Annotated in this window: 22 protein-coding genes; 1 reads left to right on the top strand and 21 read right to left on the bottom strand. The window is 70.0% G+C overall.

The window, feature by feature from the left end:
* Positions 1–19: 19 nt before the first annotated feature.
* The 7 genes from AB0M67_RS11550 to pyrR all read right to left on the bottom strand — a co-directional run bounded on the left by AB0M67_RS11550 (position 20) and on the right by pyrR (position 9,293).
* A complete protein-coding gene (locus AB0M67_RS11550) occupies positions 20–1,129 on the bottom strand; it encodes a quinone-dependent dihydroorotate dehydrogenase (protein WP_365745004.1) in 1,110 nt (369 codons plus the stop codon).
* A 73-nt stretch (positions 1,130–1,202) separates the two neighbouring features.
* Positions 1,203–4,538, bottom strand: coding sequence for a carbamoyl-phosphate synthase large subunit (carB, locus tag AB0M67_RS11545; RefSeq protein WP_365745002.1), 3,336 nt, complete (start codon positions 4,536–4,538; stop codon positions 1,203–1,205).
* Complete coding sequence (carA, locus tag AB0M67_RS11540) at positions 4,531–5,703, bottom strand: glutamine-hydrolyzing carbamoyl-phosphate synthase small subunit (RefSeq protein ID WP_365745001.1); 1,173 nt, start codon at positions 5,701–5,703, stop codon at positions 4,531–4,533. The genes carB and carA overlap by 8 nt, the downstream gene beginning before the upstream one ends.
* Positions 5,700–6,278, bottom strand: coding sequence for a hypothetical protein (locus tag AB0M67_RS11535; RefSeq protein WP_365744999.1), 579 nt, complete (start codon positions 6,276–6,278; stop codon positions 5,700–5,702). Before AB0M67_RS11535 ends, carA begins: the two co-directional genes overlap by 4 nt.
* Positions 6,275–7,564: a dihydroorotase gene (locus tag AB0M67_RS11530; RefSeq protein ID WP_365744997.1), complete on the bottom strand. Its 1,290-nt coding sequence runs from the start codon at positions 7,562–7,564 to the stop codon at positions 6,275–6,277. Before AB0M67_RS11530 ends, AB0M67_RS11535 begins: the two co-directional genes overlap by 4 nt.
* A 2-nt stretch (positions 7,565–7,566) precedes the next feature.
* Positions 7,567–8,583 (bottom strand): aspartate carbamoyltransferase catalytic subunit, encoded by a 1,017-nt coding sequence (locus AB0M67_RS11525; protein WP_365744996.1) that lies wholly within the window; start codon positions 8,581–8,583, stop codon positions 7,567–7,569.
* Positions 8,584–8,666: 83 nt separating this feature from the next.
* Positions 8,667–9,293: a bifunctional pyr operon transcriptional regulator/uracil phosphoribosyltransferase PyrR gene (gene pyrR, locus AB0M67_RS11520; RefSeq protein ID WP_365744994.1), complete on the bottom strand. Its 627-nt coding sequence runs from the start codon at positions 9,291–9,293 to the stop codon at positions 8,667–8,669.
* A gap of 221 nt (positions 9,294–9,514) precedes the next feature.
* Here pyrR and bldD point away from each other — a divergent pair, with 221 nt between their 5' ends.
* Positions 9,515–10,015, top strand: coding sequence for a transcriptional regulator BldD (gene bldD / locus AB0M67_RS11515; RefSeq protein WP_030355502.1), 501 nt, complete (start codon positions 9,515–9,517; stop codon positions 10,013–10,015).
* A gap of 209 nt (positions 10,016–10,224) precedes the next feature.
* Here the strand turns inward: bldD and nusB are convergent, their stop codons facing one another.
* The 14 genes from nusB to AB0M67_RS11445 form a co-directional block, all read right to left on the bottom strand.
* Entirely contained in the window at positions 10,225–10,653 is a 429-nt protein-coding gene (gene nusB / locus AB0M67_RS11510; RefSeq protein ID WP_030355501.1) for a transcription antitermination factor NusB, read from the bottom strand.
* A gap of 2 nt (positions 10,654–10,655) precedes the next feature.
* Positions 10,656–11,222 (bottom strand): elongation factor P, encoded by a 567-nt coding sequence (gene efp / locus AB0M67_RS11505; RefSeq protein ID WP_365744991.1) that lies wholly within the window; start codon positions 11,220–11,222, stop codon positions 10,656–10,658.
* Between the two features lie 49 nt (positions 11,223–11,271).
* Entirely contained in the window at positions 11,272–12,387 is a 1,116-nt protein-coding gene (locus AB0M67_RS11500; protein ID WP_365744989.1) for an aminopeptidase P family protein, read from the bottom strand.
* 102 nt (positions 12,388–12,489) lie between these two features.
* The gene (locus AB0M67_RS11495) at positions 12,490–13,389 is read right to left on the bottom strand and encodes a Pro-rich N-terminal domain-containing protein (RefSeq protein WP_365744987.1); all 900 of its coding nucleotides are present in this window, start codon (positions 13,387–13,389) and stop codon (positions 12,490–12,492) included.
* A gap of 129 nt (positions 13,390–13,518) precedes the next feature.
* Positions 13,519–13,959: a type II 3-dehydroquinate dehydratase gene (aroQ, locus tag AB0M67_RS11490; RefSeq protein WP_249951024.1), complete on the bottom strand. Its 441-nt coding sequence runs from the start codon at positions 13,957–13,959 to the stop codon at positions 13,519–13,521.
* Positions 13,956–15,050, bottom strand: coding sequence for a 3-dehydroquinate synthase (gene aroB / locus AB0M67_RS11485; RefSeq protein ID WP_365744985.1), 1,095 nt, complete (start codon positions 15,048–15,050; stop codon positions 13,956–13,958). Before aroB ends, aroQ begins: the two co-directional genes overlap by 4 nt.
* Positions 15,047–15,571 carry a shikimate kinase gene (locus AB0M67_RS11480; protein ID WP_365745179.1) on the bottom strand — a complete coding sequence of 175 codons (525 nt, stop codon included), beginning with the start codon at positions 15,569–15,571 and terminating at the stop codon, positions 15,047–15,049. Before AB0M67_RS11480 ends, aroB begins: the two co-directional genes overlap by 4 nt.
* 83 nt (positions 15,572–15,654) lie before the next feature.
* Positions 15,655–16,839 (bottom strand): chorismate synthase, encoded by a 1,185-nt coding sequence (aroC, locus tag AB0M67_RS11475; RefSeq protein ID WP_249951027.1) that lies wholly within the window; start codon positions 16,837–16,839, stop codon positions 15,655–15,657.
* Between the two features lie 165 nt (positions 16,840–17,004).
* A complete protein-coding gene (locus tag AB0M67_RS11470) occupies positions 17,005–17,880 on the bottom strand; it encodes a shikimate dehydrogenase (RefSeq protein ID WP_365744983.1) in 876 nt (291 codons plus the stop codon).
* A complete protein-coding gene (mltG, locus tag AB0M67_RS11465) occupies positions 17,877–19,724 on the bottom strand; it encodes an endolytic transglycosylase MltG (protein WP_365744981.1) in 1,848 nt (615 codons plus the stop codon). Before mltG ends, AB0M67_RS11470 begins: the two co-directional genes overlap by 4 nt.
* Positions 19,725–19,847: 123 nt before the next feature.
* The gene (gene ruvX, locus AB0M67_RS11460; RefSeq protein ID WP_365744979.1) at positions 19,848–20,312 is read right to left on the bottom strand and encodes a Holliday junction resolvase RuvX; all 465 of its coding nucleotides are present in this window, start codon (positions 20,310–20,312) and stop codon (positions 19,848–19,850) included.
* Between the two features lie 6 nt (positions 20,313–20,318).
* The gene (gene alaS, locus AB0M67_RS11455; RefSeq protein WP_365744978.1) at positions 20,319–22,988 is read right to left on the bottom strand and encodes an alanine--tRNA ligase; all 2,670 of its coding nucleotides are present in this window, start codon (positions 22,986–22,988) and stop codon (positions 20,319–20,321) included.
* Entirely contained in the window at positions 22,988–23,311 is a 324-nt protein-coding gene (locus AB0M67_RS11450) for a DUF6167 family protein (RefSeq protein WP_365744976.1), read from the bottom strand. Before AB0M67_RS11450 ends, alaS begins: the two co-directional genes overlap by 1 nt.
* Before the next feature lie 7 nt (positions 23,312–23,318).
* A complete protein-coding gene (locus AB0M67_RS11445; protein WP_249951033.1) occupies positions 23,319–23,762 on the bottom strand; it encodes a DUF948 domain-containing protein in 444 nt (147 codons plus the stop codon).
* Positions 23,763–23,792: the final 30 nt, after the last annotated feature.

Here is a 23,792-nt window from a genome sequence, read left to right as displayed (position 1 = left end):
GGGGCGGAAGCGGCGGGGGTCATGCGGTCACCTTCCGGGTGTCGGCGCCGACGGCCTCGGCGAGCGTGGCGTACGGGCTGACCGCCAGCCGGGCGGCGAGCCCCTTGTGGATCGCGCGGCTCCAGAACGGGCCCTCGTAGATGAAGGCGCTGTAGCCCTGGACGAGCGTGGCGCCCGCGAGGATCCGCTGCCAGGCGTCCTCCGCGGTCTCGACCCCGCCGACCCCGACGAGCGTGATCCGGTCGCCCACACGCGTGTACAGCCGCCGCAGCACCTCCAGTGAGCGCGCCTTCAGCGGCGCGCCGGACAGTCCGCCCGTCTCCGCGACGAGGGCCGGGTCCGAGACCAGGCCGAGCCCGTCCCGCGCGATGGTGGTGTTGGTGGCGATGATGCCGTCCAGACCCAGTTCCACGGCCAGGTCGGCGACGGCGTCGATGTCCTCGTCGGCGAGATCGGGCGCGATCTTGACCAGGAGCGGCACCCGGCGATGGGTGACGGTACGGTCGGCCGCCTCGCGTACGGCGGTGAGCAGCGGCCGCAGCTGGTCGACGGCCTGGAGGCTGCGCAGCCCGGGGGTGTTGGGCGAGCTGACGTTGACCACGAGATAGTCGGCGTGTCCGGCCAGCCGCTCCGTCGAGAGCACGTAGTCGCCGATCGCCTCACTCTCGGGGACGACCTTGGTCTTGCCGATGTTGACGCCGACGGTGGTTCTGAAGACCGGCCTGCGCGCCGCCAGCCGGGCCGCGACGGCGGCCGAGCCCTCGTTGTTGAAGCCCATCCGGTTGATCAGCGCGCGGTCGGCCATGAGCCGGAAGAGCCGTGTCCTCGGGTTGCCTGGCTGCGGCTCGCCGGTGACCGTACCGATCTCGATGTGGTCGAAGCCGAGCATCGTCATGCCGTCGATGGCCACGGCGTTCTTGTCGAAGCCCGCGGCGAGCCCGAAGGGGCCGTGCATCCGCAGTCCGAACGCCTCCGTGCGCAGTTCGCGGTGGCGCGGCGCCAGGGCGGCGGCGACGAACGTACGCAGGACGGGGATACGGGCGGCGATCCGGATCCAGCGGAACGCCAGGTGGTGGGCGCGCTCCGGGTCCATCCGGCGGAAGACCAGCCTGAAGAAGATCTTGTACATGAAGTGGTGTGTCCTCGAAGAGACCTCATGAAGAGGGGGACACCGGTCGCGGTGTCCCCCGTCCTCGGGCCGGCTAGTTGTCGCGTGCCGCGGTCAGGTGTTCGGCGTGTTCCTGGAGGGAACGGACGCCGACCTCACCGTGTTTGAGGGCGTCGATGCCCTGGACGGCGGCGGCCAGCGCCTGGACCGTCGTCAGGCAGGGGACGCCGCGTGCCACGGCCGCCGTACGGATGTCATAGCCGTCGAGCCGGCCGCCGGTGCCGTACGGGGTGTTGACGATCAGGTCGACCCCTCCGTCGTGGATCAACTGGACGATGGTCTTCTCGCCGTCCGGGCCCTCGCCCTCGCTCTGCTTGCGTACGACGGTGGCGTTGATGCCATTGCGCTTGAGCACTTCCGCGGTGCCCGAGGTGGCGAGCAGTTCGAAGCCATGGGCGACCAGCTCACGCGCCGGGAAGATCATCGAGCGCTTGTCGCGGTTGGCGACGGAGATGAAGGCGCGGCCCTTGGTGGGCAGCGGGCCGTACGCGCCGGCCTGCGACTTGGCGTACGCCGTGCCGAAGACGGAGTCGATGCCCATCACCTCACCGGTCGAACGCATCTCCGGGCCGAGGATGGTGTCCACCCCGCGCCCGTGGATGTCGCGGAAGCGCGACCACGGCATCACGGCCTCCTTGACGGAGATCGGCGCGTCGAGCGGCAGCGTGCCGCCGTCGCCCTGGGCCGGCAGCAGTCCCTCCGCACGCAGTTCGGCGATGGTGGCGCCGAGCGAGATACGGGCCGCCGCCTTGGCGAGCGGTACGGCCGTCGCCTTCGAGGTGAAGGGGACCGTACGGGAGGCGCGCGGGTTGGCCTCCAGGACGTACAGGATGTCGCCGGCCATCGCGAACTGGATATTGATCAGCCCGCGGACCCCGACCCCCTTGGCGATGGCCTCGGTCGAGGCACGCAGCCGCTTGATGTCGAAGCCGCCCAGCGTGATGGGGGGCAGGGCGCACGCCGAGTCGCCGGAGTGGATCCCGGCCTCCTCGATGTGCTCCATGACTCCGCCGAGATACAGCTCCGTACCGTCGTAGAGGGCGTCCACGTCGATCTCGATGGCGTCGTCGAGGAACCGGTCCACCAGGACCGGCCGGGTGGGACTGATCTCGGTGGACTCGGCGATGTACGAGGAGAGCCTGATCTCGTCGTACACGATCTCCATGCCACGCCCGCCGAGGACGTACGAGGGCCTGACCAGTACGGGGTAGCCGATCTCGTCGGCGATGGCCTTGGCCTCGGTGAAGGTGGTGGCGGTACCGTGCTTGGGCGCGGGCAGCCCGGCCTCGGCGAGGACCCGGCCGAAGGCGCCGCGGTCCTCGGCGGCGTGGATCGCCTCGGGAGGCGTGCCGACGATCGGTACGCCGTTGTCCTTGAGCGCCTGGGCGAGACCCAGCGGGGTCTGGCCGCCGAGCTGGACGATGACGCCCGCGACGGGCCCGGCCAGCGTCTCTGCGTGCACGATCTCCAGGACGTCCTCCAGCGTGAGCGGCTCGAAGTAGAGCCGGTCGGAGGTGTCGTAGTCGGTGGAGACGGTCTCCGGGTTGCAGTTGACCATCACGGTCTCGTAGCCCCCCGCCGGAGTGGGCGCCGCGCTGAGCGCGAAGGAGGCGTGGACACAGGAGTAGTCGAACTCGATGCCCTGGCCGATCCGGTTGGGGCCGGAGCCGAGGATGATCACGGCGGGCCTCTCGCGCGGCGCGACCTCGCTCTCCTCGTCGTACGAGGAGTAGAAGTACGGGGTCCTCGCGGCGAACTCGGCGGCGCAGGTGTCGACCGTCTTGTAGACGGGGCGGATGCCGAGCGCGTGCCTGACCTCACGGACCACGTCCTCGCGCAGCCCGCGGATACCGGCGATCTGGACGTCGGAGAAGCCGTGCCGCTTCGCCTCGGCGAGCAGTACGGAGTCCAGCTCGGGCGCCGCGGCCAGCTCGTCCGCGTACTCCTTGATCAGGAACAGCTGGTCGACGAACCACGGATCGATCTTCGTCGCGTCGAAGACCTCGTCGGGGGTGGCACCGGCCCGGATGGCGCGCATGACCATGTTGATCCGGCCGTCGGTGGGCACCTTGGCGGTCTCCAGCAGCGCGTCCTTCTCGGCCGGCCCGCCCGCCTCGCCGGTGAAGTCGAACTGGCTGCCCGCCTTCTCCAGCGAGCGCAGCGCCTTCTGCAGCGCCTCGGTGAAGTTACGGCCGATGGCCATGGCCTCGCCGACCGACTTCATGGTGGTGGTGAGGCTGGCGTCGGCCGCCGGGAACTTCTCGAAGGCGAAGCGCGGCACCTTCACGACGACATAGTCGAGCGTGGGCTCGAAGGACGCCGGGGTCTTCTCGGTGATGTCGTTGGGGATCTCGTCCAGCGTGTAGCCGACGGCCAGCCGGGCCGCGATCTTCGCGATCGGGAATCCGGTGGCCTTGGAGGCGAGCGCCGAGGAGCGGGAGACGCGCGGGTTCATCTCGATGACGATGACCCGGCCGTCGTCGGGGTTGATCGCGAACTGGATGTTGCAGCCGCCGGTGTCGACGCCGACCTCGCGGATCACGGCGATGCCGATGTCCCGCAGGATCTGGTACTCGCGGTCGGTGAGCGTCATCGCGGGCGCGACGGTGATGGAGTCGCCGGTGTGCACACCCATCGGGTCGAAGTTCTCGATGGAGCAGACGACCACGACGTTGTCGTGCTTGTCGCGCATCAGCTCCAGCTCGTACTCCTTCCAGCCGAGGATGGACTCCTCAAGAAGCACCTCGGTGGTCGGGGAGAGCATCAGGCCCTGTCCGGCGATCCGGCGCAGATCCTCCTCGGTGTGCGCGAAGCCGGAGCCGGCGCCGCCCATGGTGAAGGAGGGGCGTACGACGACGGGGTAGCCGCCCAGCTCGTCGACGCCCTTGAGCACGTCGTCCATGGAGTGGCAGATGACCGAGCGCGCGGACTCGCCGTGGCCGATCTTGGCTTTGACGGCGTTGACGACGTCCTTGAAGAGGTCGCGGTCCTCGCCCTTGTTGATCGCCTCGACATTGGCGCCGATCAGCTCGACGCCGTACTTGTCGAGCGTGCCCGCGTCATGGAGCGCGATCGCGGTGTTGAGCGCGGTCTGCCCGCCGAGGGTGGGCAGCAGCGCGTCGGGGCGCTCCTTGGCGATGATCTTCTCGACGAAGTCGGGGGTGATCGGCTCGACATAGGTGGCGTCGGCGATCTCCGGGTCCGTCATGATCGTGGCGGGGTTGGAGTTGACCAGGATGACCCGCAGACCCTCGGACTTGAGGACGCGGCACGCCTGGGTACCGGAGTAGTCGAACTCAGCGGCCTGGCCGATGACGATCGGTCCTGAACCGATGACCAGGACGGACTGGATATCGGTGCGCTTAGGCACGCTGGCCCTCCATGAGCTCTGTGAAGCGGTCGAACAGGTAGGCGGCGTCGTGCGGGCCCGCGGCCGCCTCTGGGTGGTACTGGACGCTGAAGACCGGCCGGTCGAGCAGCCTGAGCCCCTCGACCACGTTGTCGTTGAGACAGACGTGGGAGACCTCGGCGCGGCCGTAGGGGGTGTCGGAGACCCGGTCGAGCGGTGCGTCGACGGCGAATCCGTGGTTGTGGGCGGTGACCTCCACCTTGCCGGTCGTACGGTCCTGCACCGGCTGGTTGATCCCCCTGTGCCCGTACTTCAGCTTGTACGTGCCGAACCCGAGCGCGCGGCCGAGCAGCTGGTTGCCGAAGCAGATACCGAAGAGCGGGGTGCCGCGCTCCAGCACGCCCTTGACGACGGTGAGATCGGCGGTGGCCGGGTCGCCGGGGCCGTTGGAGAGGAAGACCCCGTCGGGACCGGTCGCGTACACCTCGTCGAGGGTGGCGTTGGCGGGCAGCACATGCACCTCTATGCCGCGCTCGGCCATCCGGTGCGGGGTCATGCCCTTGATGCCCAGGTCGAGCGCGGCGACGGTGAAGCGCGCCGAGCCGAGCGGGACGGGTGCGCCGTCGGGGCCGATCGCGGGGACGACATAGGGCCGCTCGGTGGCGACCTCGGCGGACAGATCGGCGCCGGTCATCTCGGGGGCCCGCTGGACACGGGCGAGCAGTGTCGCCTCGTCCGCCAGGGAGGCGCCGGAGAAGATACCGACGCGCATCGCGCCGCGCTCGCGCAGATGGCGGGTGAGCGCGCGGGTGTCGATCCCGCTGATGCCGACGACGCCCTGGGCGACCAGTTCGTCGTCGAGAGAGCGCCGGGAGCGCCAGTTGGAGGGGGTGCGCGCGGGGTCGCGTACGACATAGCCGGAGACCCAGATCCGCCGCGATTCGGCGTCCTCGTCGTTGACGCCGGTGTTGCCGATGTGCGGCGCGGTCATCACGACGACCTGGCGGTGGTACGACGGGTCGGTCAGGGTCTCCTGGTAGCCGGTCATGCCGGTGGAGAACACCGCCTCGCCGAAGGTCTCCCCCACGGCCCCGTAGGCACGGCCGCGGAAGCTGCGGCCGTCCTCCAGGACGAGTACGGCGGGAGTCGCCTTGTCGCGGGCGGTTCCCGGGGTGGAGGTGGTCATCGTGCGGGGCCTTCCGTCGTCGTGAAGTGGTGGGTGAGGTTGATGGCCTCGACCCATGCGGTGTGCTCGGCGGAGTGGTCGGAGCGGAAACCGGAGTCGATCAGCGTGTCGCCGTGCTGCCAGGTGACGATCAGCAGCCCGCCCTCGGCCAGGACCTTGCCCGCGATGCCCTTGTCGAGCCGGGCCTCGCGCAGCCGGTCGGCCGGGATGAAGAAGTCGTTCGCCCCGGGGCGTACGACATCCAGCCCCGCGTCCGTGAGCGTCAGCTCGACGCGGCTGCGGGCGCCGAGACCATGGGCCACGATCCGGTCGAGCCACTGCCCGGCGGTCGTGGAACCGTGGTAGCGACCGCTCATGCTCAGCTTGGCCGCACCGGGCGTCCCGGGCGAGCGGGGCAGCTCCGGCAGATCGGACTGGAGGCTGCCGCGCCACTTCCAGCCCTGGCGCATCAGCCAGTACACGAAGGCGATGAAGAGCAGCAGACCGAGGACCCAGCCGACGCGGGCGGCCCAGTCGGTCACCTCCGCCGATTTCTGTTCGGCGGCCAGAGGAAGCAGAAGATTCGCAGTACTCACGCCAGATTCCCGTCGACGACCGTGGCACGGCCCCGCAGGAAGGTGTGGGTCACCCGCCCCGGCAGCTCACGCCCCTCGTAGGGGGTGTTACGGCTGCGGGAGGCGAACCCCGCGGGGTCCACGGCACCACGGTATGCCGGATCCACCAGGGTCAGGTTGGCGGGCTCACCCGGCGAGACGGGACGGCCGTGGCCGTCGAGCCTGCCGATGCGGGCCGGCCGGAACGACATCCGGTCGGCGACCCCGGCCCAGTCGAGCAGTCCGGTCTCGACCATCGTCTCCTGGACCACCGACAGCGCCGTCTCCAGCCCCACCATGCCCATGGCCGCGGCGACCCACTCGCAGTCCTTGTCCTCGTGGGGGTGCGGCGCGTGGTCGGTGGCGACACAGTCGATCGTGCCGTCCGCGAGGGCCTCGCGCAGGGCCGTCACATCGGCCTCGGTACGCAGCGGCGGGTTCACCTTGTAGACCGGGTTGTACGACCGTACGAGTTCGTCGGTGAGCAGCAGATGGTGCGGGGTGACCTCGGCGGTGACGTTCCAGCCCTTGGACTTCGCCCAGCGGACCAGCTCCACCGAGCCGGCGGTGGAGAGATGGCAGATGTGTACGCGGGAGCCGACATGGGCGGCGAGGAGGACATCACGGGCGATGATCGACTCCTCGGCCACGGCGGGCCAGCCGCCCAGGCCCAGCTCGGCCGAGACGATGCCCTCGTTCATCTGGGCGCCCTCGGTCAGCCGCGGTTCCTGGGCGTGCTGGGCGATCACCCCGTCGAAGGCCTTCACATACTCCAGCGCACGGCGCATGATCACCGCGTCGTCCACGCACTTGCCGTCGTCGGAGAAGACCCGGACGCCGGCGGCCGAGTCGTTCATCGCGCCCAGCTCGGCCAGGTGCTTGCCCTCCAGACCGACGGTGACGGCGCCGACGGGCTGGACATCGCAGTAGCCCGACTCCCTGCCCAGCCGCCAGACCTGCTCGACCACACCGGCGGTGTCGGCCACCGGGAAGGTGTTCGCCATGGCGTGGACGGCGGTGAAACCGCCCACGGCCGCGGCCTTCGTGCCGGTCAGCACGGTCTCGGAGTCCTCACGGCCGGGCTCGCGCAGATGGGTGTGCAGATCGACCAGACCGGGCAGCAGGATCCGCCCCTCGGCCTCGATGACGGTCGTCGCGCCATCCGTGGGCAGGCCGGTGCCCACCTCGGCGATGGTCTCGCCGTCGATCAGTACGTCCTGTGCCTCGCCGCCCAGTACCCGCGCGCCCCGGATCAGAATCTTGCTCATGGTTACTTGTTCTCCTCGGCGTTCAGGCGGGAATGGGTGACGGCGGGCTCGTTGCCGCCCAGCAGCAGATAGAGCACGGCCATCCGGATGGAGACACCGTTGGCGACCTGCTCGACGGCCGTGCAGCGGTCGGAGTCGGCGACCTCCGCGGTGATCTCCATGCCGCGGTTCATCGGTCCCGGGTGCATCACGATCGACTTCTCGGGCATACGGCCCATGCGCTCGCCGTCCAGCCCGTAGCGGCGGGAGTACTCGCGCTCAGTCGGGAAGAAGGCGGCGTTCATCCGCTCGCGCTGCACCCGCAGCATCATCACGGCGTCGGATTCCGGCAGCACCCGGTCAAGATCGTACGAGACCTCGCACGGCCACCGTTCGACCCCGATCGGTACGAGCGTGGGCGGGGCGACCACGGTGACCTGGGCCCCGAGCGTGTGCAGGAGCAGGACATTGGAGCGGGCGACCCTGCTGTGCAGCACGTCGCCGACGATGGTGACGCGCCGCCCGTCGAGATCGCGCCCGATGCCCGCGTCCGCGCCGACCAGCCGGCGGCGCAGGGTGAAGGCGTCGAGCAGCGCCTGTGTGGGGTGTTCGTGCGTACCGTCGCCCGCGTTGACGACCACGCCGTCGATCCATCCGGAGGTGGCGAGGCGGTACGGGGCGCCGGAGGCGCCGTGCCGGATGACGACGGCGTCGGCACCCATCGCCTCCAGGGTCAGCGCGGTGTCCTTGAGCGACTCGCCCTTGGAGACGGACGAGCCCTTGGCGGAGAAGTTGATGACATCGGCCGACAGACGCTTGGCGGCGGCCTCGAAGGAGATCCGGGTGCGGGTCGAGTCCTCGAAGAAGAGGTTCACCACGGTACGGCCGCGCAGGGTCGGCAGTTTCTTGATGGGCCGGTCGGCGACCCGCGCCATCTCCTCGGCGGTGTCGAGGATCAGCACGGCCTCGTCGCGGCTGAGGTCCGCGGCGGAGATGAGATGGCCGGGTGTACGGGGGCCGGCCCCCGGGAGGCGCAGCATCGAGAGTGCTCCGTTGTCTGGGTATGCGGGCGTGCGGGCGCGCCAGGGCGTCCGTACGGGATGGGCGGCGTACGGAGGCGTTGCTAGCTGTCGCCGGACGCGGCGGGCCGCTTGAGGCCGAGCAGGACGGTGTCCCGGCCGTCCTCCTCGGCGAGCTGGACCTTGACGGTCTCGCGCAGCGAGGTGGGCAGGTTCTTGCCCACGTAGTCGGCGCGGATCGGCAGCTCGCGATGGCCCCGGTCGACGAGTACGGCGAGCTGGACGGCGCGCGGGCGCCCTATGTCGCCGAGCGCGTCGAGGGCGGCCCGGATCGTACGGCCGGAGAAGAGCACGTCGTCGACGAGCACGACCAGCCGACTGTCGACGCCGTCACCGGGGATGTCGGTACGGGCCAGCGCGCGGGCGGGCCGCAGACGCAGATCGTCGCGGTACATCGTGATGTCGAGGGAGCCGACGGGGATCGAGCGGCCGGTGATCTCCGCGAGCTTTCCGGCCAGTCGGCGGGCCAGGAAGACTCCGCGGGTCGGAATGCCGAGCAGCACCACGTCGTCGGCGCCCTTGGCGCGTTCGACGATCTCGTGGGCGATACGGGTCAGGGCCCGCGCGATGTCGGGGGCCTCCAGGACGGGGCGTGCCGCCTCGCCCAGGCCTTCTGTACGGCCGGTCCCGCCGAAATGACCGGTGGTCTCGCTGGTGTCGCTGGTGTCCATCAGAAACGGACCTCCTTCTCCGCCTCACGGGACGGATCTTAAAGGACGTCGAAATTACGCCACTCAGGCTAGCAGGAAGCCGATGGAGTACTTGGACGCACCCCTGTCGTGGCACGGCGGAAAGCCCGCTGATGACCTCGCTGCGACTCCTTCGGCTTGACGCATCCAAGTAACGCTGCGTAACCTCACAGTGAGTTACCAGACTTCGTCCGGGGAGCTATATGTCCAGCGAATACGCAAAGCAGCTCGGGGCCAAACTCCGCGCCATCCGCACCCAGCAGGGCCTCTCGCTCCATGGCGTGGAGGAGAAGTCCCAGGGGCGCTGGAAGGCAGTGGTGGTCGGTTCGTACGAGCGTGGCGACCGTGCCGTAACGGTGCAGCGCCTCGCCGAGCTGGCGGATTTCTACGGGGTCCCCGTGCAGGAGCTTCTTCCCGGCACGACCCCCGGTGGAGCCGCCGAGCCGCCGCCGAAGCTCGTCCTCGACCTGGAGCGACTGGCCCATGTGCCGCAGGAGAAGGCGGGCCCCCTCCAGCGTTACGCGGCGACGATCCAGAGCCAGCGCGGCGACTACAACGGCAAGGTGCTGTCGATCCGGCAGGACGACCTGCGCACGCTTGCCGTGATCTACGACCAGTCGCCCTCGGTCCTGACCGAGCAACTGATCAGCTGGGGCGTTCTGGACGCCGACGCGCGTCGCGCGGTCGCCCACGAGGAGGGCTGACCCAACCCGCCACAGACCAGCAGAAACGTCACCTCCGGAGGGGCGGTCCCGTATGCGTACGGGGCCGCCCTCCGGTGCGTTGACAACGAGCTCCGGGCGCCCCGGGAAGCACCCCGGGGCCGGGGAGCGGCAAAGCGCCGGACAGGGCTGGAGCAGCCCGTCCGGCGCTTTCGCGGTACCACCGGCCTTCTCCGTGGTCCGGAGGCCGCTCAGACGCGGCGCAAGCTCGGCTTGAGGTCCTTGAAGCGGCCCAGCAGGCCGTTCACGAAGGACGGGGAATCATCGGTGGAGAACTCCTTGGCGAGCTGGACCGCCTCGTCGATCACCACCGCGTCCGGGGTCTCGTCCACCCACACCAGCTCGTACGCGCCGAGCCGCACGATGTTCCGGTCGACGACGGGCATCCGGTCGAGCGTCCAGCCCACCGAGTAGGTGGAGATCAGCTCGTCGATACGGTCCGCGTACTCCGCGTACCCCTCGACCAGCTCCATCGTGTACTCGCCCACCGGCGGCTGACGGTCGTCGGTCCGGGCATGCCGTATCCAGTCCGCGAGGACCGTCTGCACGGACGCCCCGCGCTGGTCGGCCTCGAAGAGAATCTGGAAGGCGCGCTTACGGGCCTTGTTCCGGGCAGCCACGGTTAGCTGTTCACCCGGCCGAGGTACTCACCGGAGCGCGTGTCGACCTTGATCTTCTCACCGGTGGTGATGAAGAGCGGGACACCGATCTCGTAGCCGGTCTCCAGCGTGGCGGGCTTGGTACCGCCGGTGGAGCGGTCACCCTGGACGCCGGGGTCGGTGTGCTGGATCGTCAGCTCGACGGCGGCGGGCAGCTCGACATAGAGCACCTCGCCCTCGTGGGTGGCGACGCTGGCCGTGAAGCCCTCGATCAGATAGTTGGCGGCGTCACCCACGGCCTTGCGGTCGACCATCAGCTGGTCGTAGGTCTGCATGTCCATGAAGACGAAGTACTCGCCGTCCATAAACGAGAACTGCATGTCGCGGCGGTCAACGGTGGCCGTTTCGACCTTCACGCCGGCGTTGAAGGTCTTGTCGACGACCTTGCCGGAGAGCACGTTCTTCAGCTTGGTGCGCACGAAGGCCGGGCCCTTGCCGGGCTTGACGTGCTGGAACTCGACGACGGACCAGAGCTGGCCCCCGTCGAGCTTGAGCACCAGGCCGTTCTTGAGGTCGTTCGTGGAAGCCACGGTTGCGGAATCTCCTGGACTGAAGCTGGTGGACGACCGAGGGTGCGCGCTAGAGCGCGAGCAGTTCCTTGGTCGTGATGGTGAGTAGCTCGGGTCCGCCGTCCGCCTCGGGGCGGACGACGAGCGTGTCATCGATCCGGACACCGCCCCGGCCCGGGAGGTGGACCCCCGGTCCGACGGTGACCGGCACACAAGCGTCCAGTTTACCCATGGCCGTGGGGGCGAGCTGCGGGTCCTCGTCGATTTCGAGTCCGACCCCATGTCCCGTACGGGGTGCGAGCCCCTCACCGTGCCCCGCGGCCTCCAGCGGGTAGCGGGTGGCATGGTCCACCTCGCGGTAGCCGGCGCTCGGCACAAGGGCCTCCCGACCTGCCCGTTGTGCCGCGAAAACCAGCTCGTACAGCTCGATCTGCCAGTCGGCCGGGGAGGTCCCGATGACAAACGTGCGGCCGATCAGACAGCGGTAGCCGCGGTAGTCGGCACCGAGGCCGACGGAGAGGAAATCACCCTCCTCGACCCGGCGGTCCGAGGGATGGTGCCCGCAGCGACCGGAGTTGGGGCCGGTGGCGACGGCGGTCGGGAAGGCGGGGCCGTCCGCGCCGTGGTCGACGAGGCGCCGCTCCAGCTCCAGCGCGAGATGGCGTTCGGTGCGGCCCACCAGGATCGACTCCAACAGCTCGCCCAGCGCCTGGTCGGCGATCTCGGCCGCGATCCGCAGACAGGCGATCTCCTCCTCGTCCTTGACGATCCGCTGCTGCTCGACCGCGCCGCCCAGATCGGTCAGCCGCAGCCGTGGCGCGACCGAGCCGATCGCACGGTGCCGGGCGACGGTCAGATGGTGCTCCTCCACGGCGAGGGTCCCGGCGGCCGACGAGCCGAGGGTTCCGGCGGCGGCGATCGCGGGGTCGCCGGTGGTGTGGGGCAGCACGGTGAGCCGGAGGTGTTCGTCGATCCGCCGTCCCCCGGCGTCGTCGTCCGCGGGGGGACGCGGGCAGAACAGGATGTCTCCGTCGGGACCGGGGCCGAGCAGCAGTACGGCGCTGGGGGGCGCCCCGCCCGCGAGGTAGCGGACATTGGCGGGGCCGGAGACCAGGGCCGCCGCGTCGCCCGCCGCCGAGCACCGGTCACGCAGCCGCGCGCGGCGCGCCGCATACACGTCTGACATGACCCGAGCGTATGAGCGAGAGCGTCACCCGGCCGGTTCAGCGCGTCCGACCGGGGGGCGCCGTATGTCCCCGCCCGCGCGCGGCCGGCCGCTCGTCGGCCGTCACCAGCTGGGCGGGCTCGTGAGGGAACGGGCGAGGATCTCGTCGAGTACCCGGGCCGTGGTCTCCACGTCGTACTTGGTGTTGTCGATGATCGGCAGTCCCGAGCCGTACCAGCCGGCCATCCGGCCGTGGATGCCGGCCACCTCCTCGTCGGAGAGCCGGCGGTTGCCACTGCGCTCGGCGTTGCGCTCCAGCACGATCTCCAGACCCGGCAGCAGGACCACCGGCAGCAGACCGGGGCCGACATGGCGCTTCCAGCCGCCGAGGCCGACGACGGGCCGGTCGGGGAAGACCGCGTCGTCCAGGATGCAGGAGATGCCGTTGGCGAGGAAGTTGCGCGCGGCGAAGCCGCAGGTACGGCGGGCCAGCCGGTACTGCGCCTCGGAGTGGTCGTTCCATCCGGACTGGGGATCGGCGAAGCCGGAGCAGACCCATTCGCGTACATCGTCGAGGCTGATGTGGGCGGTGGGCACCTGACGGCTCATCGCCCAGTGCCGGGCCACGGTCGTCTTGCCCGCGCCGGCCGGGCCGATCAGCAGGACGGCGAGGGTCGCCGCGCCGGTGCCGCCGTCGGGGGCGCGTGGCGGGGCGGGCATGGGAACCGGGCCGCCGGGCGGCAGTTGGATGTGTCCGGTGGAGTCCGCGGAGGGCGGCCCGGCGGGCGGCCCCTGCGGCGGTACGGGCGCGCCGTGCGGCGCGTGCGCCGGACGCGGGCCGGGCGGCTGGTGCGGACCGGGCGGCTGGTGGGGCGCGGCCGCGTGGTGCGGCCCCGGGGGCTGATGGGGCGCGGGCGGCTGAGGGGGCACGGGAGGTTGCCCCGGCCCCCGCTGCGCCCATCCGCCGGATCCGTACCCCGGTCCCTGGGGAGGCGGCAACGGAACCCCCGCTGAGTGCTGCATCCGGTGCCACTCCGTCTCGTGCGACTGACGCTGGTCGGCGACTCCCTGCCCTGTCGGCCGCGCGCTACCGAACGGTACCGCCCCCGGCCGCCGCACTGGCAACGGCCGGGGTGCGCCGACAGTGCCCTGTCAGCCGGACACTTCCTCCGCCAGCGCCCGAAGGGCGAGCCGGTACGAGCCGATGCCGAAGCCCGCGACCGTACCGCTGGCGACGGCCGCGACCACCGACGTATGGCGGAATTCCTCCCGTGCGTACGGATTCGAGATATGCACCTCGATGAGCGGCGCGGTGCGCTGAGCTGCCGCGTCCCGCATTCCGTACGAGTAGTGGGTGAACGCACCGGGGTTGAGAACGACCGGAATTGAACCGTCCGCGGCCTCGTGCAGCCAGCGGATCATCTCCCCCTCGTCGTTCGTCTCACGGACGTCGACCTCGAAGCCGAGCTCCTTGCCGAGCTCACGGCAGGCGTCCACCAGACCCGCGTACGACGTCGCGCCGTAGACATCGGGCTCGCGCGAGCCGAGCCGGCCGAGGTTGGGGCCGTTGAGTACGAGGACCCGTCGGCTCACGCCGACACCTCCCCGTACGCGGCGAGCAGCACCGCCGGGTCGGGACCCTCCAGGACGGTCGGCTTGGCGAGCCCGTCCAGCACGATGAAGCGCAGCAGATCGCCGCGGGACTTCTTGTCGACCCTCATCGTCTCCAGCAGCTTGGGCCACTGGTCACCGCGGTAGGTCAGCGGCAGCCCGACGGACTCCAGCACGGAGCGGTGGCGGTCCGCGGTCGCGTCGTCCAGCCGGCCGGCGAGCCGGCCCAGCTCCGCGGCGAAGACCATGCCGACGGAGACGGCGGCGCCGTGCCGCCACTTGTAGCGTTCGTTCTTCTCGATCGCGTGGGCGAGGGTGTGGCCGTAGTTCAGGATCTCGCGCAGTCCCGATTCCTTGAGGTCATTGGAGACGACCTCGGCCTTCACCCGGATCGAACGCTCGATCAGCTCGGCGGTGTGCGGGCCGGAGGGCGTGCGCGCGCCCTCGGGGTCGGACTCGACGAGATCGAGGATGGCCGGGTCCGCGATAAAGCCCGCCTTGATGACCTCGGCCATGCCGCTGACGTAGTCGTGGACGCCCAGCGAGTCCAGCGCGGCGAGGTCGCAGAGCACCCCGGCGGGCGGGTGGAAGGCGCCGACGAGGTTCTTGCCCTCGGCGGTGTTGATACCGGTCTTGCCGCCCACCGCCGCGTCGACCATGGCGAGCACCGTGGTCGGTACGGCGATCCAGCGCACCCCGCGCAGCCAGGTCGCGGCGACGAACCCGGCCAGGTCGGTGGTGGCCCCACCGCCGACACCGATGATCACATCGGTACGGGTGAAACCGGTCTGTCCGAGCGCCTTCCAGCAGTACGCCGCGACCTCGACGGTCTTGGCCTCCTCGGCGTTGGGCACCTGGATCGCGACGGCCTCGTACCCCTGGTCCGCGAGATCCTGGCGCAGCGCCTCGCCCGTACCCTCCAGCGCCTCCGGGTGCAGAACCGCGACCCGCTTGGCCTTCGGGCCGACGAGCGCGGGCAGCTCCCCCAGCAGCTGCCGGCCGACCAGCACCTCGTACGGGTCGTGTCCGGCGGTGCCGCCGACCTGGATACGGGTGACTGTCTGGTCCGTCATGCGGGGTTCTCCTTGCCGGGGGTCCGGGGTTCTTCTGCCGGGAGGTGCTTGAGCTCCAGCGCGTCGAGGACGGCCTCGGCGACCTCTTCGGGGGTGCGGTCGTCGGTCGGGACCACCACCCGGGCCACATCCGTGTAGTGATGGCGGCGGGCCTCCATCAGCGTCTTCCACTGCTGGCGGGGGTTGACGGCCAGCAGCGGCCGGGCGATGTTCAGCCCGACCCGCTTGACGGCCTCGCCGACCTCCATCGACAGATAGACGACCGGGAGCCCGGCGAGCAGTTCACGCGTGGCGGCGTCGAGGACCGCGCCGCCGCCGAGGGCCAGTACGCCCCGGTGCTCGGCGATCGCCCGCCCCACCGCCTCGTGCTCCAGCTCGCGGAAGCGCGGCTCGCCCTCGTCCACGAAGATGTCCGCGATCGACCGCCCCTGGGCGGCGACGATATCGGCGTCGCTGTCGCGGAAGCCGGTGCCAAGACGCTCGGCGAGCAGCTCACCGACGGTGGACTTGCCGACCCCCATCGGTCCGACCAGCACGATGACCGGTGCGCTCACCTGATCCGTCCCCTTCACCGGAGCCGCCTTCCCCATCGGATCCGGCCCGCTCATCGGATCCGGAGGTTGTCGAGGTACGAGCGGACATTGCGCCGCGTCTCGGGCACGCTGTCGCCGCCGAACTTCTCGGCGACCGCGTCCGCGAGGGTCAGCGCGACCATGGCCTCGGCGACGATGCCGGCGGCCGGCACGGCACATACGTCGGAGCGCTGGTGGTGCGCCTTCGTCGCCTCACCGGTGACCACGTCGACGGTGGCCAGCGCGCGCGGCACGGTCGCGATGGGCTTCATCGCGGCCCGTACCCGCAGCAGCTCACCGGTCGTCAGCCCGCCCTCGGTGCCGCCGGAGCGGCCGGACGCGCGCCTGATGCCGTCATCGGTCGCCACGATCTCGTCGTGCGCCTGCGATCCCGGCACCCGTGCCAGTCCGAAGCCGTCGCCGATCTCGACGCCCTTGATCGCCTGAATGCCCATCAGGGCGGCGGCGAGACGCGCGTCGAGCCTGCGGTCCCAGTGCACATGCGAGCCGAGCCCGACGGGCACTCCGTACGCCAGCACCTCGACCACACCGCCGAGGGTGTCGCCGTCCTTGTGCGCCTGGTCGATCTCCGCGACCATCGCCTCGCTCGCGTCCGCGTCCAGACAGCGCACCGGATCCGCGTCCAGCTTCGCCACATCGGACGGGACCGGGTACACCCCGTACGGAGCCTTGGCCGCGGCCAGCTCGACGACATGGGACACGATCTCGATCCCGGCCGTCTCCTTGAGATACGAGCGCGCCACCGCTCCCAGGGCGACCCGCGCGGCGGTCTCCCGGGCGCTGGCACGCTCCAGGACCGGCCGGGCCTCGTCGAAGCCGTACTTCTGCATCCCGGCGAGATCGGCGTGGCCGGGCCGAGGCCTGGTCAGCGGCTCGTTACGGGCCAGTCCCGCCAGCACCTCGGGGTCGACCGGATCGGCCGCCATGACCTGTTCCCACTTGGGCCACTCGGTGTTGCCCACCATGATCGCGACAGGTGATCCCATGGTCAGACCGTGCCGTACACCGCCGAGGAAGGTGACCTCGTCACGCTCGAACTTCATCCGGGCACCGCGCCCATAACCGAGGCGCCGCCGGGCCAGGTGGTCCGCCACCATCTCCGTGGTGATGGGCACACCGGCGGGAAGTCCCTCCAGCGTCGCCACGAGTGCGGGGCCGTGGGACTCCCCCGCGGTCAGCCAGCGCAACCTGCTCAACGGTGCTCCTCATACTCGCGCCCGGAACTGCAGCGGCACGACCGGGTGCGCGGCCCTGGCCCGCCTTGTCCGATCCTCCCACGGCCGGGAGGCCGACCGACGACACGGTCCGATACGCGGACAAAGACGTGCGGAGAGGGGCCTGAGGGGCGAGGCGCCCGCCCGTCAGGACGAGGACGGGGACGGGGACGAGCCGGCAGCGTCCCCGTTGCTCCCGCCGAGCGCGGCGTTTCCCGCCGCCCGCATGGCGGCGAGGGGTGCGGGCGAGCGGCCCGTCATCAGTTCCACCTGGAGCACCGCTTGGTGCACCAGCAGATCGAGCCCGCCGATGACCGCCCCGTCGTGCTTCTCCCAGGCCGCGGCGAGCGGTGTCGGCCAGGGCTCGTACAGCACGTCGAAGAGCGTTCCGGCCCCGGCGGGGACGGCCGCGGTCAGCTCGTCGGTGGCACCGGCCGGGGTCGTGGCGATCACGAGAGGGGCGCGCAGAGCCCGGTCCGCCCGCGCCCACTCGTCGATCCGGACATCGACGGCGAGCCGCTCGGCCCAGCCACGCATCTCGGCCGCGCGGGTCTCGCTGCGTACGTACGCGGTGACCGGGCCCGTACAGATCAGGGAGAGCGCCGCGACGGCGGACGAGGCGGTCGCCCCCGCGCCGAGGATCGCCGCGGACTCCACCTTCTCGACGCCGCGCTCACGCAGCGCGGCGATCATGCCGGGGATATCGGTGTTGTCGCCTGTGCACCGGCCGTCGTCACCCAGAACGACGGTGTTGACCGCCTCCACCGCGGCGGCGGTGTCGGTGATCTCGTCCAGCAGCGGGATGACGGCCCGCTTGAGCGGCATGGTCAGCGAGAGACCGGCCCAGGACGGATCGTCCCGCAGCGTCTCGAAGAAGCCGGGGAGCCCGACCTCGCCGACCTCGAACCGGTCGTACGACCAGTTGTCGAGGCCCAGCGCGTCGTACGCGGCGCGATGCAGCACCGGGGACAGGGAGTGGGCGATGGGCGATCCGAGGACCGCCGCCCGCCGGCGTCTGGTCACGGTTTCTTGCTTTCCTTCTCGTACTGCTGACGGTTCTCCTCGTGCTCCTCATTCGTGACGGCGAAGAGCGTCTTGTCCGAGGTCACCGAGACGAAGTAGTACCAAGGACCGTCCGCCGGATCGATCGACGAATTCAGAGCGTCGGCGCCCGGGTTTCCGATCGGCCCCGGGGGCAGCCCCTTGATGTCATAGGTGTTGTACGGATCCTTGATCTTCCGGAGATCGTCGACCGCACCGAGATCCAGTCTGCTCTGGCTCTTGATGTAGTTGACCGTGGAGTCGAACTCAAGACGTCCGACGGTTTCCGTGTTCTCCGGCTGGAGGCGGTTGTAGACGACGCGCGCGACCTTGTCGAAGTCGTGCTTGAACTTGCCTTCCGCCTGGACGAGGCTCGCGACCGTGATCAGCTGGAGCGGTGATTTCAGTCCGAGCTTCTCGGCCTCGCCCTTGAGGTCCTGCTTGCCGTATTCGGCATTGGCGCGGGCGACCATCTTCTTGAGGACGGCCTCGGGCTTCATTCCCTTGGCGACCGGATAGCTCGCGGGGAAGAGGAAACCCTCCAGCGGGTCCTTGACGTCGTTGTTGTCATTCGCCCACGTCGGCAGACCGAGGTTCTTCGCCTCCGCCTTGGCGACAGCGGCGGTCTCGCCCTTCTTGAGTTCGAGCCGCTTGTCGATCTGCTCATAGACCCAGACATTGCGCTTGCCCTCGGGAATGACCAGCGCGTTTCGGCTGCTCGGGCTGAGCATGGTCTTCACCGCGTTCGCCGCGGACATTTTCTTGCTGAGCCGGTAGACGCCCGCCTGAATGGTATTTCCCTTGGGATTCGCCTGCTGCGCGGAGACAAAGGCGCGCTGGCTCTTCACCACGCCCTTCTTCACCAGGAGTGCGGCGATCTCATAACCACCCGCCCCCTGTGGAACCTCCACCTCCACGGAACCCGATCCGGTACCGGCGAAATCCGGCGGCGGGCCGAATTTCGTCTGCCAGTACTGGTAGCCGACATAGCCGACGCCACCGACACCGCCGACCAGTACCGCGGCCACCACCACGCAGGCGACGCCGTTGCGGCCCTTCTTCTTCGTCTTGCCGCGACGGTCTCTGCCGCCGCCCCGGCGGCCCTCGCCCGGTTCGGCGTCCTCGTCGTCACCGCCGTCACCGGTGAAGAAGGGGTGGGTCTCCTTCTGCTGCTCGCCCTCCCAGCCGTCACCCTGATCGGGCGCGGGCTCCGGCTCGACGCGTCGCTGAGCGGGCGGCTGCGGAGGCGGATACGCGTCGGGGGTGGCGTAGTAATCCTGGTTGTCGCCATAGCCGGCGGGCTGGTGCGAGTCGTAGGACGTCCCGGGCTGTCCGCCGTACGGCATGGTGGCCTGCTGGCCGTTGTCCCAACTGCCGTTGTACTGCGGGTCGTTGTACTGAGGCTGCGGATGCTGCTGATGGGACTGCCGCGCCTGCTGCGCATGCTGCTGATGGGCATGCTGCTGCGGCTGCTGGGCATGCTGCTGATGGGGGTGCTGCTGCTGTCCGCCGTACTGCTGCGCCTGGTGGGACTGCTGCGGCTCACCGTACTGGGGGTTGTGGTACTGCTGGCCGTCGTACTGCGGCTGCCCCTCGTAGTGCGGCTGCCCACCTGACTGGTGGTACTGCTGCTGGTACGGGTCCTGACCACCCCCGTACGGTGCCTGCCCCTGCGGGTGCGGCTGCTGCGCGTACTGCTGCTGAGGCTGCCCGGCATAGGGAGCGCTGCCGTCGGTGGCCTGCTGTGCCGCCCACCCCTGGTCCCCGTACAAGGGGTCCCCTGGGTGCCACGGTTCGGAGCCGGAGCCCCGGCCATAGTCAGTCATCGATCCCCTAGAGCCGCGAGACGATGACCGCGGAGCGCCGTGGCACCGCGTCCGTTTCGCCTCTTTGCTGTGCGCCGGCTGTTCGAACACTGGCGCATCGCGCGGAACGTTACCGTATCGCGATCAGATGACCACTTCGACGCCCTCGCCGGGAGGATTACCTGATACCCGTTCGGCCTCAAGCGCGCTCTGGAGAATGACGACCGCCGCCACTTGGTCGATCACGGACCGGCCTTTCTTCGCTTTCACGCCCGAGGCGCGCAGGCCCTGACTGGCCGTCACTGTGCTCATCCGCTCATCGACCAGTCGTACGGGCAGCGGTGCGATGGACCGCGCCATCTCCTCGGCGAACGTACGTACCTTTACCGCGGCCGGACCCTCGCCCCCGTTGAGGGAGCGCGGGAGCCCGATCAGCACCTCGATCGGTTCGTACTCCTCGACGATCTGGCGCAGCCGCCGGTGGGCGGCCGGGACATCGCGTCCCGGCACGGTCTCCACCGGCGTGGCGAGGATCCCGTCGGGATCGCACGAGGCGACCCCGATCCGGGCGTCCCCGACATCGATCGCCAGCCGGCGTCCGCGTCGCATACGACGTCAGGCCGTCTCGGCGACGAGGCGTTCCACGGCGGCGACGGCGTCCCCGATGGCGTTCGGGTTCTGACCGCCGCCCTGGGCGACGTCCGGCTTGCCGCCACCGCCGCCGCCGAGGGTCTTGGCGGCGGTACGGACCAGGTCACCGGCCTTGAGACCGCGTCCTCGGGCGGCCTCGTTGGTGGCGATGACCGTCAGCGGGCGCCCGTTGGCCGTGGTGAACAGCGCCACGACGACCGGCCGGTCGCCCTGGATACGGCCCCGGACATCGAGGACCAGCTTGCGCAGATCGTCGGCCGAGGTGCCGTCCGGGACCTGTCCGGTGACCAGCGCCGTGCCCCGTACGTCCTTGGCGCTCTCGGCGAGTCCGGCGGCGGCGGCGAGCACCTTCTCCGCGCGGAACTTCTCGATCTCCTTCTCGGCGTCCTTCAGCTTGGCCAGCATGCCGGAGATCTTCTCGGGCAGTTCCTCGGAACGGCCCTTGACCAGCTCCTGGAGCTGGGCGACGACGGTGTGCTCCTTGGCGAGGAAGTTGTAGGCGTCCACGCCGACCAGAGCCTCGATACGCCGTACCCCGGAGCCGATCGACGACTCGCCGAGCAGCTTCACCAGACCCAGCTGGGCGGTGTTGTGGACATGCGTACCGCCGCACAGCTCCTTGGAGAAGTCGCCGATGGTGACGACACGGACCCGCTCGCCGTACTTCTCGCCGAACTCGGCGATGGCGCCCTGCTTCTTGGCCTCGTCGATCGACATGACCTCGGCCTGCACATCCAGCTCGCGGGCCAGGACCTCATTGATCTTCTGCTCGACATCGAGGAGGACCGTGCCGGGTACGGCGGCGGGCGAACCGAAGTCGAAGCGGAAGCGGCCCGGCGAGTTCTCCGAGCCGGCCTGGGCGGCCGTCGGGCCGAGGGCATCACGCAGGGCCTGGTGGGTGAGGTGCGTGGCGCTGTGGGCGCGGGCGATGGCGCGGCGGCGGTTGATGTCGATGGCGGCGTAGGCGGAGGAGCCCACCGTCACCTCGCCGACCTGCACGGAACCCTTGTGCACGGAGACACCGGGAACCGGCTGCTGGACATCGCGGACCTGGATGACGGCTCCGGTGTCGAGCTTGATCCGGCCCTGGTCGGCGAGCTGGCCACCACCCTCGGCATAGAAGGGCGTGCGGTCGAGGACGATCTCGACCTCGTCGCCCTCGGTGGCGGCGGGCGAGGGCACACCGTCGACGAGCAGACCGACGATGGTCGACTCGCCCGCGGTGGAGGTGTAGCCGGTGAACTCCGTGGAACCGCTGCTGTCGGCGACGGCGCGGTAGGCGGAGAGGTCGGCGTGGCCGGACTTCTTGGCCTTGGCATCGGCCTTGGCCCGCTCCCGCTGCTCCTTCATGAGCCGCCGGAAGCCGTCCTCGTCCACGGAGAGGCCCTGTTCGGCGGCCATCTCCAGGGTGAGGTCGATCGGGAAGCCCCAGGTGTCATGGAGCAGGAACGCCTTGTCGCCGGAGAGAACCCGTCCGCCGGCGGACTTGGTCTCGGTGACGGCGGTGTCGAGGATGTTCGTGCCGCCCTTGAGGGCCTTGAGGAAGGCGGCCTCCTCGGCGAGGGCCACGGTCTCGATGCGCTTGCGGTCGGTCTCCAGCTCCGGGTACTGCTCGCCCATGGTCTTGATGACCACGTCGATCAGATCGGCGACGACCGGTTCGGTGGCGCCGAGGAGCCGCATATTGCGGATGGCGCGGCGCATGATGCGGCGCAGCACATAACCGCGGCCTTCGTTGCCCGGGGTGACACCGTCACCGATGAGCATGGCGGACGTACGGATGTGGTCGGCGACCACCCGCAGGGAGACGTCCGAGCCGTGGTCGGCGCCGTAGCGCACCCCGGTCAGCTCGGTGGCCTTGTCCATGACGACGCGCAGGGTGTCGGTCTCGTACATGTTCTGTACGCCCTGGAGGATCATGGCGAGACGTTCGAGGCCGAGACCGGTGTCGATGTTCTTGGACGGCAGCTCACCGAGGATCTCGAAGTCCTCCTTGCCGGTCCCCTCACCGCGCTCGAACTCCATGAAGACCAGGTTCCAGATCTCCACATAGCGCTCGTCGTTGACGGCGGGGCCGCCCTCGATCCCGAATTCGGGGCCGCGATCGTAGTTGATCTCCGAGCAGGGGCCGCAAGGGCCCGGCACGCCCATGGACCAGTAGTTGTCCTTCTTGCCCAGGCGCTGGATGCGCTCGGCCGGTACGCCGATCTTCTCGCGCCAGATCTGCTCGGCCTCGTCGTCGTCGAGGTAGACGGTGATCCACAGGCGCTCCGGGTCGAGCCCGTAACCGCCGTCCGCCACGGAGCTGGTGAGCAGCTCCCAGGCGTAGGTGATCGCGCCTTCCTTGAAGTAGTCGCCGAAGGAGAAGTTGCCGCACATCTGGAAGAACGTGCCGTGCCGGGTGGTCTTGCCGACCTCTTCGATGTCCGGTGTGCGCACGCACTTCTGCACGCTGGTGGCGCGCGGGTGCGGCGGCTTGACCTCGCCGAGGAAGTACGGCTTGAAGGGCACCATGCCCGCCGGGACCAGCAGCAGAGTCGGGTCGTCCGCGATGAGCGACGCCGAAGGGACGACGGTGTGACCGCGCTCCTCGAAGAAGCTCAGCCAGCGGCGACGAATTTCAGCCGACTCCATCAGTGGTCCTCATTCCGGTTGTGCGAGTCGTAGTGACGCGGGTGGTGGTTCTGAATGGCGGCGAGGCGCCGGGGGGCGGGGAGCGCGGGGTCGGCGGGTGCTTCGAGGCCGAGGGCCTCGCCCAGCTCCGCCTCGCGCCGCACCATTCCGGCCCTGACGTCAACAGCGAATTCCCTGACTTTGTGCCCGGCGTCGATCGCCTTGTTCGCGGCCTGGGCGGCAAGGCTCTCCGGGGTCAGCTGCTTGAGCTTGCGGTGGACCTTGGTGGTGGCCCAGACGCCGGCTGCCGCGCCCGCGGTGAACCAGAACGTACGGCGGAACATCGCTGCGTCAGCCCTTCTTCTTCCTGCGCCGGGCGGACGGCAGCGTGCGCCCGGCGATGACCGTGCGCCGGACGGCCGGCTCGGGCGCCGTGCCGGTGCCCGGTGCCGCTCGGCGCCCGAGCGCCTGGCGTACGCCGTAGCCGAATGCCGCGACCTTGACCAGCGGTCCGCCGAAGGTCGAGGCGACCGTCGTGGAGAGCGCCGAGGCGTTGGAGGTGACTTCCTGGACGTCCGTCGCGATGGCGTCCACGCGGTCGAGCTGGGTCTGCGCGGAGCGGACCGTCGCCGACGCGTCCGCCAGCAGCGGCACGGCCTGTTCGGTCACCTCCGCCACCAGTCTGGTGGTCGCCTTGAGCGTCTGAGCCAGCCTCACCAGCACCACGGCCAGGAAGGAGACCAGGATGGCCCAGAACACGGCCACCAGGATCCCGGCAACCTCTCCACCGGTCACGCCGCACCGCTCCCTGATCGTCGACGGTCA

Origin of the sequence: Streptomyces sp. NPDC051662, from assembly GCF_040681655.1 — a bacterium.
Lineage (GTDB): Bacteria > Actinomycetota > Actinomycetes > Streptomycetales > Streptomycetaceae > Streptomyces.
This window is presented reverse-complemented; position numbering and strand designations above follow the sequence as displayed.